The sequence below is a fragment of the bacterium genome (assembly GCA_016789445.1).
Classification (GTDB): Bacteria; Patescibacteriota; Minisyncoccia; order Phycocordibacterales; family UBA2100; genus UBA10103.
On the sequence record JAEUQT010000014.1, the window covers coordinates 1 to 508 of the forward strand.

Genomic DNA, 508 nt, shown 5'->3' on the forward strand with positions numbered 1-508 from the left:
GATGCCGCCGCCGTGGATGTCGATGGTCTCGCCGAGATTTGCGCGGATCATCGCGGAGCATTCGATGTGCCAGCCCGGGCGGCCGCGTCCGAACGGCGCGTCCCAGGCGGGCTCGCCCGGTTTCGCCGCTTTCCAGAGCGCGAAGTCGGACGGGTGCTTCTTGTCGTCTTCCGCTTCGACGCGCGTGCCGGAAAGCATCTCGTCCTGCGTGCGCCGCGAGAGCTTGCCGTAGTCGGCGTCCTCGGCGACGCAGAACCACACGCCGCTCGAGCCCTTGTACGCCGCGCCCTTTTCGAGCAGCGACCCGATGATCTCGCACATGGGTCCGATATGGCCGGTGGCGGTCGGCTCCAGCGTCGGCTTCAGATTGCCGAGCGCGGCCATGTCGGCGCGGTAGATGTCGGTGTAGCGCGCGGTGAGCGTGTCGATGGATTCGCCGAGTTCGGCGGCGCGCGAAATGATGCGGTCGTCGATGTCCGTGAAGTTGCGCGCATAGATGACGGCATTC

General features: G+C 66.9%; 1 protein-coding gene. It reads right to left on the reverse strand.

Translation table 11 applies throughout. The annotated features are described in order from the left end of the window. A partial coding sequence (locus JNK62_04820) for a cysteine--tRNA ligase (protein ID MBL8158826.1) occupies positions 1–508 on the reverse strand: 508 nt, incomplete at both ends.